This window comes from Actinocrispum wychmicini (assembly GCF_004345645.1).
In the GTDB taxonomy this organism is placed as follows: Bacteria; Actinomycetota; Actinomycetes; order Mycobacteriales; family Pseudonocardiaceae; genus Kibdelosporangium; species Kibdelosporangium wychmicini.
The window spans coordinates 262843-278435 of record NZ_SLWS01000009.1; the positions used below are offsets into that span (position 1 = coordinate 262843).

The window sequence follows — 15593 nt, forward strand, 5'->3', positions numbered from 1 at the left end:
CGGGCAGGTCGGCCGGGAGGCAGGACGCAGTCTGTTCCCCTGTCTCCTGGTCGATCAGCCCGCCCGGCGAGGGCATTCTTTTGAGCACCGCAGCCGAACTGAACGCCATAGGGCTCAGAGTCCGTAGGTCTTCCCGATGATGTCGCGCTGAATCTCGCTAGTCCCGCCGTATACAGTAGACACAACGGTGGATCGCAGCAGCCGTTCCATACCGTACTCCGTGGCATAGCCGTAGCCGCCCATCATCTGCATGCCGTCCAGCGCCATGGCTTTGGCGAACTCGGTGGCCTTCAACTTGGCCATCGACGCCTCCCGAGGCAACAGCCGGGTCGGGTCGGCCTCGATCTGCCGCGCCACGTCGTGCACCAGCAGCCGAGTGCACTCCAGTTCGGTGGCGTGGTCGGCGAGCCGGTGTCGCAGCGCCTGGAAACTGCCGACCGGACGGCCGAACTGTTGACGCTCCCGCACGTAGGACACTGTGTCGTCGAACGCCCTGCGTGCGGTGCCGAGCATCAAACCGGCCAGGATCATCCGCTCCAGGTTCAGTCCCGCCATCAGCTGACGCCAGCCTTGGTCCACCTCGCCGACCACCGCGTCGTCAGGCAGGAAGCAGTCGGTGAAGTACAGGTCGTTGACCTCACGGCCGCCCATGGTGTCGATGCCGCGCACCACCATCCCGTCCACTCCCGCCGGGACGGAGAACATGGTGAGCCCGTCGTGTTTGCCGCCCGCCGTGGACGTACGCGCGACTAGGAGAATGTGGTCGGCGATGTGCGCGTTGGAGCACCAGGTTTTCTGGCCGTTGACGACCCACCCGCCGGCACTTCGCTCGGCCTTGCACGTCAGCGCGCCGACGTCCGAACCGGCACCGGGCTCCGACATCGACACAGCCAACACCGTGCCGCTCAGGAAGTCACCGAGCACTCGGCGTTTCTGGTCCTCGCTGCCGAACTTCTCGTACGAGGCCGCGGTGATCGCGGACGTGGCGAACCCGCCGATCGGCGCCTGCCAGTACGCCGTGGTCTCCAGGAACAGCAGCAGGTCGACCATGCTCTGGCCGGCGCCGCCGTACGCCTCCGGCACCGCGACCCCCAGCCAACCCAGCTCGGCCAGCTTCCGGTACAACTCCGCGTTGTGCGGGTTGTCGCCGCCGTCGGTCAGCTTCAGCCACTGCTCGCGAGTCCCGACCTCACGCCGGCAGAACTCCTCGATCGCGGCCACGAAGTCACGTCGCTCGTCGGTCAATGTCAAGACACGCCTCCCACGTACAGTTCATCGATCACGTCCGCGTAGCGCTGTTCGATCACCCGGCGCCGAAGCTTCAGCGTCGGGGTCAGCTCAGCACTTTCCGGACCCCACGGGCGGTCGAGCACCCGGAACGCCTTGATCTGTTCCGGTCGCGACAACGCCTCGTTCGCCCGCTGGACGGCGGCGGCCAACTCCTCACGCACACGCGGTTCTGTCGCCAGCTCCTCAGTGGACAGGCCGTACGCCTTCGCCACGTCCTCGTCCAGCACGAGCAACGCGGTCAGGTACGGGCGGCGGTCGCCCACCACGACTGCGTAGCCGATCAGTGGATGCGCCCGCAGCAGCGACTCGATCGCGCTGGGCGCGATGTTCTTGCCGCTGGCGGTGATGACCATCTCCTTCTTGCGGTCGACGATCCGCAGCAGCCCGTCGTCGTCGAACCGGCCGATGTCGCCGGTGGCCAGCCAGCCGTCCGCGGCCACCGCCGGCTCGACCCGCCCGTCCGCCCGCAGGTAGCCCAGGAACACCAGCGGTCCGCGCACCTCCACTTCACCATCCTCGGCGAGCCGGATCTCCATCCCTGGCATGGCTTCGCCGACCGTGCCGGCCCGGTAGCGGTCCGGGAACGTGCTGGTGGCCGCGCCGGTGGTCTCGGAAAGACCCCAGACCTCCATGATCGACAGGCCGACGCTGCCGAAGAACTCCAGCACCTCGGCCGGAACCGGTGCGGCGCCGCTGCCCAGGCGGACCGCTTCGGCGAGCCCAAGCCGTTCTCGCAGGGGGCGCAACACAGCGCGGTCGGCGTGCGCCAGCCTCTCGGCGAGCTCGTCGGGCAATGGGTCGCCGGTGGCCCGGATCCGGTACGCCTCGGCGGCCAACTCCCGCGCCTGACCGACCAGATCGCCATCCATAGTGGACAGTACGTGGTGCAGTCCGGCCGCGAACTTCTCCCACACCCGCGGCACACCGAAGAACCCCTGTGGCCGCACCTTCGTCAACGTGGCGAGGAGTTGGGTGGCGTCGGCGCAGATCGTCACGTGCCCCGCCGTGTAGATCGGCTGGTAGATGCCGAGGACCCGCTCAGCGATGTGCGCGAGCGGCAGGTACGCGACTGTCCTGGGGTGCGCCGGCCCGGGTTGGACCAGTTCCTGCAGCGCGCACTGGTAAAGCACGTTGCGGTGGGACAGCACGACACCCTTCGGATCGCCGGTCGTGCCCGACGTGTAGATCATCGCCACCGGGTCGCCCTGGTCGGCCTCGGTGATCGGCGCGGCGTGCCCGGCCAGCAGATCGGCGTAACGCGTGTGCGGGCCGTCTTCGACAACGACCACTTTCACCTCGGGCATCTCGGCGAGCGCGGGCGCCCAGCGCGCGAGTTCGGCGGGGCCTTCCAGCACCACCACCGTGGCTCCGCTGTGCCCGGCGACCTGCCGGATCTGCTCCGGGCTCAAGGTCGCGTACGTCGTGCACGGGATCGCTCCCAGCTCCACCGCGGCGAGGTCGACAACCCAGTGCTCCGGGCGGCTGGACATGCCGATGAGCATCCGGTCACCCCGCCGCAGGCCCAGTTCGGACAGCCCACCCGCGACGGCGAGCACCTCCTCGCCCAGGTCCCGCCACGTCCGGGTGTGCCCGTCGGCGCCGGTCAGCGCCGGCCGGTCGCCGTGCATGATGGCGTTGCGCCGCAGCAACTTGGGCACCGTCCACGCGCCGACCGCGGCGCGCACCTGCTCAGCCGTGACCATCTCCTGCTCCCAAGCGCTTCCGAACCGTGATTCACTTAATGGACCATAATGCCAGTTCAGAAGCACTTTGGCTAGAGAGCGCAGCAGACGCTACACTCACACCATGCCGCCAGGCCGACGGCCGAAGGACCGCAAGGCGACCATCGCGCTCGCCGCCGCGGAGCTGTTCTGCGCCCGCGGGTTCCACAACGTCGGCATCGAGGACATCGCCAAGGCGGTCGGCATCACCGGACCGGCGATCTACCGGCACTTCCCGACGAAGCAGGCCGTCCTCGCCGCCGCGGTGGAGGAACTCGGCGACAGCTTCGCCGAGACCGCGGCAGCAGTCGACCAAGAGGACCCGGCCGAGCGACTCGACGCCATGACGCGGCGGCTCGTTCGCTACACCCTCGACCGGCGGTCCGTGGCGCGGCTGTACCAATGGGAGGGCCGCCACCTGCCTGCCGAGCAGCGGGCGCGGCTGGCCGAACGGTTCGACACGACAGTACACAGCCTGCGGGACACGCTGCTGGAGACCAGGCCTGAACTGTCCAAACTGGACGCGGCCACCCTGGTGACCGCCGCTCTCAGCGTCATCGCGAGCCCTTCCACCCACCGGGCCAGCCTGGCCCGAGCCGCCGCGGAACACACGATCAACGCATGCGTGCGGGCCGTGCTCACCGCCGACCTGCCAGAGCCGGGCCAACGGCAACCGCGTGAACGTGGGCAGCTTGCGATGCTCCCCCGCAGGGAGCGACTACTGGCCGAGGCCGTGCGGTTGTTCCACGAACGCGGCTATCACGCCGTGAGCATCGCCGACATCGGAGACGCCGCAGGCATCAACGCCTCCAGCGTGTACGCGCACTTCGCCAGCAAAGCCGAACTGCTCGCGGCCGCCTACCACCGCGCGACCAGCCGCCTGGAACTCGCCACCACCGCCGCGCTGACCGACGCCGACACACCGGCGGAGGCCCTGCACCGGTTGGTCGAGACCTATGTGCGGATCACGTTCGAGCAGTCCGACCTGGCCGCGGTGTACGTCTCCGAGAGCGAGAACCTGCCGCCCGCCGACCGCCACCAGCTGCGGGTCGCACAGCGGCGACACGTCGACACCTGGGTGGGGTTGCTGGACGGCGACGGGATCCGGTTCCGGGTGCACGCAGCACTGAACGTCGTCACGGACATGGCCCGTTCCACCGGCCGTTCTGCGACCGAGGCGAGGACTACGGCACTCGTTCACCGCGTTCTTGAACCTCCGACCAGCGAGTGAGTACGGGGTGGGTCGCCCCCGACTCGACGACCCGCCCCTGGCTCAGCACGACGACGTTGTCCGCGATACTCCGCACCACGGCGAGATTGTGGGTCACGAAGATCATCGACAGCCCGTCGTCGAGCAGCGAGCGCAACAGCTCCACCACGGCTGCCTGCACCGACACGTCCAGGGCGGATGTCACCTCGTCGCAGATGAGCAGCTTCGGCTCGCACACGAGGGCGCGGGCGATCGCGACTCGCTGGCGTTGTCCCCCGGAGAGTTCGGCTGGGTAACGAGACGCGAGCCGGGCGGGTATCTCCACGCGGTCGAGCGCCTCCCCCGCACGCTTCCTGGCTTCGCGCGCGTCCACACCGAAGTAGTGTCGCAAAGGGACGATCAGGCTGCTCTCGACGCTACGATGAGGACTGAGTGAGCCGTAGGGGTTCTGGAAGACGTACTGCACCGCGCGACGGATCTCTTTGCCGCGCTCGCCCGCCGGAATCCGTTGGCCCTCGAACGTCAGAACCCCGTCGTGGTCCTCATGCAGACCGACGAGGCATCGCGACATCGTGGTCTTGCCGCTGCCCGACTCGCCCACCACGGCCAGGCACTCCCCTCGGCCGACGCCGAAGGACACGTCGAACAGGATCTGCCTGCCGCCATGGCTGGCGTTCAGACCGGACACCGAGAACAGGTCCTGACCATCGACCACGCGGGTGTCGTTCGAGCGCGGCAGGACTCGGGGCGTCCGCACGACCTCGTCCGTACGCAGGCAGCGTGCCAGCGTCCCCGACGGCCCAGGCACGAGTGCGGGGTGGGTCGTCTCGCAGTCGGCCACGGCGTAACTGCACCGAGGTGCGAAGACACACCCCTCGCGGCGTTCGTCGACGCCTGGGGCGCGTCCGGGAATCGGGACGAGGTGGTGCCGGTCGGTCGCGGATGGAACTGCGGCCAGCAGTGCGCGGGTGTACGGGTGGGCGGCGCGGGTGAGTACGTCCTCGGCGGTGCCGCTTTCGACCACCTCACCGCCGTACATTACGGTGACATGGTCGGCGACGTCGGCCACGACGGCGAGGTCGTGGGAGACGTAGATCGCCGCCATGTCGTTGTCCCGACAGAGTTTTCGGACCAACTCCAGCACGCGGGCCTGGGTGGAGACGTCGAGTCCGGTTGTCGGCTCGTCCAACACGATCAGTCGCGGTCCGGCCGCGATCGCCATCGCGATGGCGACGCGCTGCTGTTGACCACCGGAGAGCTGCCGGGGATGACGTTTGAGGAACGCGTCGTCGCTGGGCAGTCCCACGGTTTCGAGCAACTCCCGCACACGCGACAACGCCTCCCGCTTGGGCAAACGCAGGCCTTCGGTCAGCTGCGTCGCCAGACGCAGGCTCGGGTTCAACGCGGTCGCTGGGTCCTGGGGAACGTACGCGACCTTGCTCCCCCGCGCCCGACGCAACTCCCCTTCTGGCAACGCGAGCAGATCGACGCCGTCGATCACGACTCGTCCGTCCGTGATCGTCGCGCCTTTCCGCGCGTATCCCAGGAGAGCGAGCGCGAGCGTGCTCTTGCCGGAGCCCGACTCGCCGACCACGCCCATGACCTCGCCTCGGCCGAGCTCGAACCCGATGTCCTGGACGATTTCGTTGCCAGTTCCGTCAACGGTCACAGTGACGCCGGCGACCTGCACCTCCTTGGGCACGTCAGATCTTCCCTTCGGTCCGGCCGACTGTTCTGGCGACGGCCTCCGCCACCAGGTTGCCGCCGAGCGCCATCATCAGAATCAGTCCGATCGGTGCCAGCACCGGAAGGGGTGCGACGGAAAGACCGTCCTGGTTCTCGCCCACCATCAACCCCCAGTCCGCCGCGGGCGGCGCGACCCCGAAGCCGAGATAGCTCAGCGAGGCGATCGCCGCGACCGCCCACACGAGCCGCATCCCGGTCTCCACCATGAGCGGCGACGTGACCCCCGGCAGCACCTCGCGGAGCAGAATCTGCCTGGACGGCAACCCGTTCGCCTTCGCCCAGAGCACGTACTCACTGTTGATCACCGGGATGGCCGCGCCCCGCATCACGCGGGAGACGCCGGGCACGAACGCCACACCGACGAGCACCGAGGTCAGCAGCGTGCTCCGGCCGAGCATGGACACGAACAGGAGCACGAAGACGATCTCCGGGAAGCTCAGCAGAACGTCCATGGCCCGCATGAGAACCGCGTCGACGGCGCCGCCCTTGTAGGCGGCGGTGAGGCCGACGAGGCAACCGAGGGCAACGCCGAGACCCGCGGCGAGGATCGCCATCCACGTGAGGTCGACGCCGCCGTGCAGCAGCCGGCTCAGCACGTCCCGGCCGAGAATGTCGGTGCCCAGCAAGAACTTCGCGCTCGGGCTCGCGAACGGGCTGCCGACGATCGCGTCCGGGGCGTGGCCGGCGAGAAAAGGTCCGGCCACGACCACGAGTCCCACCGCCGAGAGGAGGCCGAGACCAAGCCTTGCCTGGCCGGTACGGACCGCGCGGCTGAGCACCTTCATCGCGACCTGCCCATGACCGCGAAGACGTCCGCGAGGAGATTGAACACGTAGTAGGCGGTCGCCAGAATGAGGACGCAGGCCTGCATCACCGGCAGGTCATGGGAGTTCACCGCGCTCACCACCGCTGTCCCAAGTCCCGGGTAGGAGTACACGTACTCGACCACGACGACGCCTGTGATGGTGACCGCCGCGACCAGGCTGGCCGCCGGCAGGCTCGCCGCGACGGCGTTGGGCAGGGCGTGCCGGAACAGGATCCGGCGGCTGCTGAGTCCTTTGAGGACCGCCATCTCGACGTATTCGCTGTCCATCGCGTCGATGAACGAGGCACGCACCAGACGTCCCAGGTACATCACGCCCATCAGGGTGAGCGTGGTGATCGGCAGGACGAGCTCGGCCGGATGCCACCAGGGCATGTCCCCGGGTGGGATGGTCGAGACCCCCGGGAGCACACCGAAGACCGACGTGGCGAACAACGCGATCAGCAGCATGCCCACGACGAACGCCGGCAGCGCGGTGAACAGCGACGACACCGCGACGAACACCTTGTCCAGCACGCTGTCGCGCTTGTAGGCGCTGAGGACGCCGACGAGCACCGCCAGCGGGAGGATCAGGACCATCGAGGTGAAGCCCAGGAAGAACGAGTTGAGCATCCGCTGCCCGACGATGTCGACCACGGACTGGCCGTTCTGCAGGGACTTTCCCATCTGCCCGGTCAGCACGCCGGTGAGCCAGTGCCAGTACTGCTCGACGAGCGGCTGGTCGAGCCCGAGTTGCCGGCGCAGACCGGCTACCTGCCCGGCGGTCGCGTCCTTGCCCAGGATGATCCGGGCCACGTCGCCCGGCAGGCCCTGCGTCACGACGAAGAGCAGCACCGACACCAGGACGAGCACCAGGACGCCGAGCAGGAGCCGACGCACCAGCCACGGAACCGTCATCGCACCTCAGCTTCCGACTGTCACGTTCGTCAGGAAGGACAGCGGCCGGCCGTTCACGTCCGGCACCAGCCCGTGCACGGTGTCGCGGTACGGCATGAGAACGTTGGCGAACGCGGGTGTGATGTTCGCGCCCTGCTCGTACTCGATCTTGTGCAGCTGGCTCATGATCGCGCACTGCCGCTGTTCGCTCGCCAGGAACAGCTGGTCCGCGAGCCCGACGAAGTCGGGGTTGTCCCAGTGCGTGGCGTTGCCGACCCGGCCGGGCAGCAGCGACCCGATCACGGTCGGCAGGTACGGAATCGGGTTGAAGTCGAGGAACACCGGCCACTTGCCCCATTTGGACAGGAACTCCGGCGGCGTGACGACGTTGACGTCCACTTTGACCCCGGCCTTGGCGGCGTTCTCCGCGAACACCTGGGCCAGTTCCTGCATCCCCGGCAGCAGTCCGTCGGTCGCGATCGAGAACGACAGTTTGCTCTGTCCCGCCTCGGCGAGCAGCTTCTTGGCCTGCTCAATGTCCTGCGTGCGCTGCGGAAGGTCATCGGCCGGACACTGTGGCGTGCCGCCCTCGTGGTCGTTCGCCACGCGCGCGTACCCACCGAACGCGTTGGACACGACTTGTTGCCGGTCGATCAGAAGGCGCAGCGCCTGCCGCACACGCACGTCGTCGAACGGCGGCACAGTCGTGTTGAGACCGATCCGCAGGGTGAAGTCGCCTTTGCTGTCCAGGAGTCCGATGCCGTTCTTGCCGGCGACCGACTTGGCGATGGTCGGTGTCGCGCCGGACGCGATGTCGACCTGATTCGACAGCAGCGCGTTCGCCTGTGCCTGCTGGCTCTGGTACTCGATGACGTTGACCGTGCCGACCTTGGGCTTGTCGCCCCAGTACCCGTCGAATCGCTCCAGTGTGGACTCGCGGCCCGGGGTGAAGGACTTGACGGCGAACGGGCCGGTGCCGATCGGCTTGTCCGGTGCCGAGCCCGCCTTGGTCATCGGCAGCAGGACGTTCGCCCAGATGTCCCGGAACGGGCCGAACGGTTTGCTCAGGCCGATCTTGACGGTCAACGGGTCCACCGGCACGACCGCGTCCGGCTTGATCCGCTCGATGAACGCCAGCCCCTGGGTGGCGTGCTGGGGGTCGAGCAGGTACTTGACGCTCGCCACCACGTCGGCCGACGTGAAGTCGCTCCCGTCGGTGAACTTGACGCCGGGGCGGAGCTTGACCGTCCACTCGCTGAAGTCCGCGGTCGACGTCATGTCCGTGGCCAGGGCCCATTCGACCTTGCCGGTGGGATCCAGCCGGGTGAGTCCTTCGTAGAGCAGCGCGCTGCGCATCTCCTGGGTCGGGCTCTGGTTGCTCGCGTAGGGGTTCAAGCTCTCGCCCGCGTCGTTGGCCGCCGCGATCCGGAGCGTGCCACCACCGCCACCGCCGTCGCCCGCCTTTTGCGGCGGGGCGCAGCCGACGAGCGTCGCCGCCACGAGAGCGACACCGAACCTGAACGACAGCCGTCTGGCCGGCCTGCCTGGCACCACGGCAAGCCCGGAGCGGGGGGATCTGCGCGACACTGAGCAACTCCAGTTCTAAGCCTTTAGATCGCCATACCGTACGTTGCCGATCGCCGCATCGGAAGGGGCTCGGGCAACTTTCTAAGCGCTTAGATCGTGCTAGCGTCGGCCGGACAGCCAGGGGGAACGACTATGGAGGAAGAGGGCCGATGACCAGTCCGTACGAGCACCTGTTCGTCAGGAAGATGCAGAACTGCCTGGACGACCTCGTCAACGAAGGAGCCGCCGCCGGCGTCGTCGACCCGGACAACGTGGGCCCGGCGCTCGCGCTCATGCGGTCCAAGGACGTCCCCGCGAGCAAGATCCACCTGACCTACACCTGGATCAACGAGTGCAGCGAGCCGGTGCAGTGGGTCAAGGAGCACGAGCACGACTACGACGAGGTGCTGATCTGGCACGGCAACAACCCGGCCGATGTGGACGATCTCGGCGCCGAGATCTACATGGACATCGAAGGCGTCCGGCACACCATCACCACCAGCGGGTCGGTGTACATCCCGGCCGGCGTCCGGCACTGCCCGCTCGGCTTCAACCGGGTCGACCGGCCGTTCCGGTTCAGCGCCCTGTCCTTGAGCCCCAACTACGCCTCAGACGAGCACACACAGTAGAACGCCCGCCCCGCCGTGCGCTCGCGCGGCGGGGTCAGGCACATCCACATGTCGAGCCGATGCTGAGCGTGCCATCCAGGACGACCGACGCCGCCGGCCCGCCGTCTGCCAAAGCGTTGAAGGCGCAGACCGCGAACTCGTCGAGCGGAAGGCTGACGGTGGTGAGCGGGAAGCTTCCGAGTCGTGCCTCGCGGATACCGTCGAAGCCCACGACCGCGAGGTCCTCGGGTACACGCAACCCCAGGCTCGTCGCGGTACGGATCGTCACGAACGCCTGCTCGTCAGTGGTGGCGTAGATCGCGCGGATCCGCGTGCGGTTCTCCAGGACCTGCCGCACCGCTCGCCCGGCCTCGACCCGATCGAAAGCGGTCCGGATGAGCCTGCCTTCGGTGGGCAGGCCCGCGTTCGCCATGGCCTGGCGCCAACCCCCTTCACGGCCTTCCGCCGGTCCCACCGCGAGCTCGCCGGCCACGCAGAAGATGTCCTCGTAGCCGTGCCAGAGCAGGTGTTCGGTGGCGAGCTTCGCGCCGTGGAAGTCATTGAAGGTCACGCTCGGCGAGCTGCTGCCGGGGACGGCCCACTGCAGGTAGACCCGGGGTGTCTCGTCGTCCTCCGGCGGCTCTTCGCCGGTCGTCACGAAGATCCCGCGCGGACGCAACTCCGAGAACGCCGCGCCGTACTCGCCCGCGAGGGACGTGCGGTAGCCGGTGTTGCCGAGCAACGTGAGCAGGCCCCGGCGACGGCCCTCCGTCTCGATGTGCCGCGACAGCTCGCCGAAGAAGGCGTTCGCGGTGTCGGGCACCAGCAGGCCGATCAGGTTGGACCGGCCGCCGCTCAACGCGCCGGCGAGCGGGTTGCGCCGGTAGCCGAGCATCCGGATGGCCTCTTCGACCTTGACCCGCGTCTTCTCCGACACCGGCCGAGGGCCGCCGTTCAGCACGTAGCTGACGACGGCCGTCGAAGTCCCTGCCAGCCGCCCGACATCGAGGAGGGTTGGCCTGCGCGCGGTCACGCAGGCCACTGTAGAGCACGTAAGGACGTTGGGTCAGCTCGTCGACTGACCCCTGACCTGTGTCGCAGCCGCGACCTTGTGGCCCGGCGGCTTGTGGCCCGACCCCAACACCGTCCGGTCGAACGCCATCTTCACCACCATGTTGGCGAACCCCTTGGACATGAAGGTCAACACCTTCGGGTCGTTGTTGCTGAGGTTGTCGCACCACCGGAACGGGTTGTCCACACAGCCGCCGTCGAAGCTCGGCACGTTGCCCTCGAAGTTGCCGAGGGATCCGCCGAACAGCGCGACATCCTGCTCGTTCTTGCAGCAGTCCTGCCCGGTCAGCACGCCGCTCGCCGGGACCCCGGCCATGTTGAACGCGAACGCGTCCGTGCCCACCGGCGAGAACAGCTCGTTCTTGAGCCCGATCGAGTCGAAGTAGTGGATGCCGTGGTCCCGGCCGACCTTGGACGGCTCGTACACCTGCGGCGGGAACGTCGTCGACACCGTGCGGGAGAACAGGTCGACCCCGGCCGGGTCGAGGACCCCGACCATGTAGTTCGGTGTCGCGGTCACGTCCGCGTCCAGGTCGTAGCCGATCTTGGCCAGCTCGGTCGGGCTGAGGTTGTCGACGTAGAAGTTCGACCCCAGCAGGCCGAGTTCCTCGCCGCCGAACCAGATGAACCGCAGTTTGTTGCGCGGCTTGACCTTGCGCATCATCTGGGCGATGTCGAGGATCGTCACCGAGCCGGACGCGTTGTCGAGCATGCCGGCGCCGTAGATCGCGTCCAGGTGCGCGTCGACGACCACGGTGTGGTTCGGGTCGCCGCCGCGTGAGTCGGCGATGACGTTGAAGTCCTCGGCGTTGGGGTTCACGACCGCCTTGATACCGATGGTCATCACCGGCTTGACCGCCTGGCTGGACTGGGTGACCAGATCGCTGCCCGTCGCGAACGGGACGAATGCGACCGGAATGTTGGGGACGACCCGGTTCCCGGCGGCGTCCTGCAGGCCACCGCCGCCGAACACGCCTGTCCGGCCGGGGTTGCCCTCGTTGAAGATCACGACACCGGAGGCACCGGCCGCCTGCGCGTTCTGGACCTTGACGCCGAAGTTGCACGTACCGCGCTGGATCAACGCGACCCGACCCGGGACGAAACCGGTGAAATCGGTCGCCGCGCAGCCGCTGGACGAGCTGGGCGTCGGCGTCGGCGGGATCACGATGCCGCCGGCGGGTTGCAGGGCCGCGGTCGTGGATCCGGTGCTCTGTCCGGGGTTCCAGTCAGTGGCGACCGTGAAGTCGTGCGGAGTCGGCGACACTTCGCGCAACGTCGGCACTGCCGTGAAAGCGAAGTAGAAGAAATGGTATGTCTGGATTGTGACGTCATAACCGGATTGACGCATCACCTTGGCGACATAGTCCGCGGACGCCTTGTAGCCCGGTTCGCCCGAGTTGCGCGACGGATGGCCGTCCGGCCCCGGATGGGCGTCGGCGATCGCCTGCAACACTTTCATGTGGTGCCAAAGATCCTCGGTTCGGATGCAGGGCAACAACTTGCGCGCCGTGTCGTTGACCCGGTGGGCGCACTCGGCCCCGCCGAACCCGTCAACGGAAACATCGTCAACAGCGGACTGCGCACTGGCCGGCACCGCGGTGACCCCAGCGAACAGACCGACAACCGCCATCAGAACCATGAACAGACGCGACAACTTCACAGGACGTCGAGACATCGGAAGCTCCCATCGCAAGCGACTCGAATTCGCCAACCGACCGAGCGGGAACACCGTGCCACACATCCGTTTACGCGACCAGAGGCACAAGTCGTGATTCGGACTCTCAGCCGTTGATGAGCGCGAAGTGACTGTCTGTCAACGGATGCGACGGTGAGCACCCAGGCGTTCAGTCCGCGAGGTGGTCCTGGAGTCGGGCGTGCCGGAACTGGTGGACCGCGCCGGCTTGGCGCAGGACTCCGCGCTGGTGGGCGTCGATGAGGAACCTGTTCAGCCGCAACGGTGTCCGCCCGCGCAGCGCCAGCCAGGTCCGGGTGACCAGGTACGCGCCCCACGACCGGGACTGGGCCGCGACGAGGCCGATGGCGAGTCCGAAGAGTGCTCCGGCCCCCAGGCCGAGACCGAGCGGGATGTGGTGCGGCATCGCCTGGCCGCCGACAACGAAGCCGGCCAGCCCGTAGCTCACCGCGCCGAGGCGCCGGAACGCGAACCAGCCGAACAGCGCCGACACAAGACCGGCCGGCAGCGCGCGGGCGAAGTAGAACGTCTCCGGGACTGTGCCCAGGCCGCTGGACGGCTGGCTCACCGCGATCGTGAACGCGTAGAACAGCCCGATCGACAACGCCACGGACAGGGCGAACGCGCACGTCGCGACCCGGTCCTGGCGGTGCGCGGCCGCCGGGGTGGACGCTCGGTCGGCCCCGGTGGGCACCTTCAGCCACACGTGCAGCCCGATCCCGAACCCGAAGACCACCGCGAGGATGAGCACCACGACGACCGGGAGCGACCAGGCCAACCCGATCACCACGCTGATGGCCGCGCCGACCGCGAACCGGATGAGGAAACGTGTCGCGGTGCCCTGGAACCGCACCTCCACCCGCAGCGGTTCCGGACGTGTTCCCCAGCCGTGCGCGGCACACCCGGCCGCTGCCGTGGACAAGCCGTAGACCAAGGCCATCATGGGACCCGCCACCACCAGGCCGGTGATCGCGAACAGGACCGCCGCCGGCAGGCCGAACACCAGGCCCCGGGTCGGCCGCGGGATCTCCTGGACCAGGCGCCACCAGGCGAAGTCACGGGTCGGCACCCGCTGTAGGTGACGGGCCAGAAACGCCAGCCACCGGCGGCCCTGCTCCGGTTCGTACCGGGTGGCCGCCGGCGGCAGTCCCGGCGGTGGCGGACGGTGTGCGTAGGCGGCGGGGACGAAACTGTCGAGCAGATGCTCCTCGATCCCGGCCCGGTCGGCGAACCGGGACGGGTCAAGGAGTTCAGCGGGGTCACTGCTGGGACGGGTGTACGCGGTCCGGGCGAGGTCGACCATCAACGGCGTCGACAGCACCCGCGCCAGCGGACCGTCCGGGTGGTGGCGCAGGTGCTCGACGACCGGCTGCCAACGGGTGTCGCCGAGATGGCGGCGTGCGGTGAGGAACGTGATGGCGTCATCCAGTTCGACGGGTTCGATCTCCACCACGGCGGCTCGGGCGAGGATGGCGCCGCTGTGCCGGACCGCGGTCTCGTACTCTTCGGCCCGGCACGTCACCACAAGCGGACGGCCGCCGGCGATCGCCTGGTCGAGGGCGTCGATCGCGGCGGCGTGCGCCCCAGGTGGTGTCTCGTCGAGCCCGTCCAGCACCGGGATCACGCGTTCCTCGGCCACCAGACGGGTCGCGGCGTCCGGCCCGTACGCGCCGGCGTTGCCCAGACCGGGATACTCCGCCACCAACCGGCGCGCCAACCACGAGTGCAGGTGGTCCCGGTGGGGGTTCCAGGACGACAGGGACAGCAGGACCGGGGTCGGCTCGACCGGCGTGCGGTCGGCCAGCAGGCCCAGGGTCAGCAGGATGGCCAGTACCGTCTTGCCCGCGCCCGGCTCGCCCAGCACCACCAGCTGACGCACCGAAAGCGCCCGGAATTTCGCGGCCACGTCGGCGATGTCACCGAACAGCACGTCGGTCCCTGCCGCGGCGGCGGAAACCGGCCGGCCCGTGGTCGACCACCGCACCCGGACCGGCGCCGGCCGGTGCAGCGACCGTGTCTCGGCCTCCGCGGTCCACTGGCGGGTGACCGCCATCGCCAACTCCCGCGTCGCGAGATCCAGCTGACTGTCCGATGTGGAGTGTGCGGCGGGCTTAACCGGTTGCGGCACGGGAACGATGAGCTCGGGGTCGGCGGTCAGGATCCGCTGGCGCAGGTCACGCAGGGCCGGGCTGGGATCGATGCCCAGTTCGTCGGCCAGCCTGAGCCGGGTCTGCTCGTAGTGCGCCAGGGCGTCGGCCTGTCGTCCGCACCGGTACAGGGCGAGCATCAACTGGGCCGCCAGCCGTTCGTCCCACTGGTGCTCGCTGGCCCGGCTGACCAGGCCGGCCACCAGGTCGGTGTGCTGGCCGTGCCGCAACCGCAGGTCGGTGTGGTCGAGCTCGGCCGCGAACCGTTCCTTCTCGGCGACCTCGCGGACACCGTTCAGCCACGGGATGTCCACGCCGGCGAACGCCCCACCCCGCCACAGTGCCAACGCTTCCTCGAACAACGCCAACGCGGTGGCGTCCTCGTCCGTCGCACGAGCCTGCCGCACCAGGTCCCGAAACCGGTGGAGATCGATCAGATCCTCGTCGATCGACAGCAGATAGCCGCCCGGCTGCCGAACGATGTCCACCTCGGCCATGACGGCCAACGCCCGCCGCAATCGGTGCACATAGCCGTACAGCGTCTCCCGCGCGCGGTGTGGCGGCTGCCCCGCCCACACCCGGTCGACCAACTGGTCGACCGGCACCACCCGGTTGGCCTCCACCAACAACACGACCAACACGGACCTCTGCCGCTGATGCCCCAACGCGACCGGTCGGCCGTCGACCCGCCCCTCGATGTCGCCCAGCAGACGGAACCCAGCCGTCATCGTCCCCCCTCAGGACGTTCCCGACGGCATCGTTTCACCCGGACTGACCGGCGTTACCAGGTTTTCCCCAGATTGCCGCCAGGCGGCCCCACCCCCGATGGTCCCACTGGTGGA

General features: G+C 68.5%; 11 protein-coding genes. 2 read left to right on the forward strand and 9 right to left on the reverse strand.

What is annotated here, in order from left to right; all coding sequences use genetic code 11:
- Nucleotides 1-114: 114 nt before the first annotated feature.
- Both EV192_RS36625 and EV192_RS36630 read right to left on the reverse strand, forming a co-directional pair.
- Nucleotides 115-1251 carry an acyl-CoA dehydrogenase family protein gene (locus EV192_RS36625; RefSeq protein WP_132123210.1) on the reverse strand — a complete coding sequence of 379 codons (1137 nt, stop codon included), beginning with the start codon at nt 1249-1251 and terminating at the stop codon, nt 115-117.
- Nucleotides 1248-2993, reverse strand: coding sequence for an AMP-dependent synthetase/ligase (locus EV192_RS36630; RefSeq protein ID WP_132123211.1), 1746 nt, complete (start codon nt 2991-2993; stop codon nt 1248-1250). The genes EV192_RS36625 and EV192_RS36630 overlap by 4 nt, the downstream gene beginning before the upstream one ends.
- A gap of 103 nt (nt 2994-3096) precedes the next feature.
- Here EV192_RS36630 and EV192_RS36635 point away from each other — a divergent pair, with 103 nt between their 5' ends.
- Complete coding sequence (locus tag EV192_RS36635; protein WP_132123212.1) at nt 3097-4242, forward strand: TetR/AcrR family transcriptional regulator; 1146 nt, start codon at nt 3097-3099, stop codon at nt 4240-4242.
- Here the strand turns inward: EV192_RS36635 and EV192_RS36640 are convergent.
- Genes EV192_RS36640 through EV192_RS36655 form a run of 4 tightly spaced genes read right to left on the reverse strand, consistent with a single transcriptional unit; the run spans nt 4196 to nt 9253 of the window.
- Entirely contained in the window at nt 4196-5923 is a 1728-nt protein-coding gene (locus tag EV192_RS36640; RefSeq protein ID WP_132123213.1) for a dipeptide ABC transporter ATP-binding protein, read from the reverse strand. The genes EV192_RS36635 and EV192_RS36640 overlap by 47 nt on opposite strands.
- A gap of 1 nt (nt 5924) precedes the next feature.
- Nucleotides 5925-6752, reverse strand: a complete 828-nt coding sequence (locus EV192_RS36645) for an ABC transporter permease (protein ID WP_132123214.1) — start codon at nt 6750-6752, stop codon at nt 5925-5927.
- On the reverse strand, nt 6749-7687 hold the full coding sequence (locus EV192_RS36650; protein ID WP_132123215.1) for an ABC transporter permease: 939 nt from the start codon (nt 7685-7687) through the stop codon (nt 6749-6751). The genes EV192_RS36645 and EV192_RS36650 overlap by 4 nt, the downstream gene beginning before the upstream one ends.
- A 6-nt stretch (nt 7688-7693) precedes the next feature.
- A complete protein-coding gene (locus EV192_RS36655; protein WP_132123216.1) occupies nt 7694-9253 on the reverse strand; it encodes an ABC transporter substrate-binding protein in 1560 nt (519 codons plus the stop codon).
- A gap of 149 nt (nt 9254-9402) precedes the next feature.
- On the opposite strand from EV192_RS36655, the gene EV192_RS36660 reads away from it, so the two are divergent.
- Nucleotides 9403-9861, forward strand: a complete 459-nt coding sequence (locus EV192_RS36660; RefSeq protein WP_132123217.1) for a cupin domain-containing protein — start codon at nt 9403-9405, stop codon at nt 9859-9861.
- A gap of 34 nt (nt 9862-9895) precedes the next feature.
- Here EV192_RS36660 and EV192_RS36665 read toward each other — a convergent pair whose 3' ends face one another.
- The 3 genes from EV192_RS36665 to EV192_RS36675 form a co-directional block, all read right to left on the reverse strand.
- Nucleotides 9896-10873, reverse strand: a complete 978-nt coding sequence (locus tag EV192_RS36665; RefSeq protein WP_243727305.1) for a LacI family DNA-binding transcriptional regulator — start codon at nt 10871-10873, stop codon at nt 9896-9898.
- Between the two features lie 33 nt (nt 10874-10906).
- Nucleotides 10907-12541, reverse strand: a complete 1635-nt coding sequence (locus tag EV192_RS36670; protein WP_165960824.1) for a M28 family metallopeptidase — start codon at nt 12539-12541, stop codon at nt 10907-10909.
- A gap of 214 nt (nt 12542-12755) precedes the next feature.
- The gene (locus EV192_RS36675; protein ID WP_132123220.1) at nt 12756-15479 is read right to left on the reverse strand and encodes an AfsR/SARP family transcriptional regulator; all 2724 of its coding nucleotides are present in this window, start codon (nt 15477-15479) and stop codon (nt 12756-12758) included.
- Nucleotides 15480-15593 lie beyond the last annotated feature (114 nt).